Raw genomic sequence first — 480 nt, 5'->3', positions numbered from 1 at the left:
TATCCTGTGTCTGAGTCGGATGTGTTCAATCAACCGCTGGCCATTGGCACCGCCGATCCGGTGAAGCATTGGGTCGATCTACTGAGTCTGATCGCGGGGAGAGTCAACGACAGTGGGGCCGGCTCGGTGTGGAGCCTGGTCCAGGGTCAGCTTGAAGTGCTCGATGCGTTCCGCCCGGCGTCAACGGTCGAGGGCCATCGGTTGCTCGCGGTCCAGGCTCGGTGGTCGGAGTTTCTTTCCTGGCTTGCCGACAGCCTCGGACGTCCGGGTGCTGCGCGGAAGTGGGCCGAGTTGGCGTTTAGCCAGGCGACCGAGGCTGGCGACCGTCGCACCGCGAGCTATGTCCTGATGCGACGGGCTCAGCAGGCGGCTGATCAGGGACGTGGCGGGGAAGCTATCGCGCTGGGAGAAGGTGCGGCGGCCCTCGATTCCAGCAGTGCGTGTACCGCCGCGCTGTGTCTCGTCCGGCAGGCGCACGGG

The 480-nt window shown here is 65.8% G+C and carries 1 pseudogene; it reads left to right on the top strand.

Going from position 1 to position 480, the window contains the following annotated elements:
- Window positions 1-21: 21 nt before the first annotated feature.
- Window positions 22-480, top strand: a pseudogene (locus ACY45C_RS12660) (hypothetical protein); the annotation flags it as partial.

It is taken from the genome of Frankia sp. CcWB2 (assembly GCF_977927585.1).
This window is presented reverse-complemented; position numbering and strand designations above follow the sequence as displayed.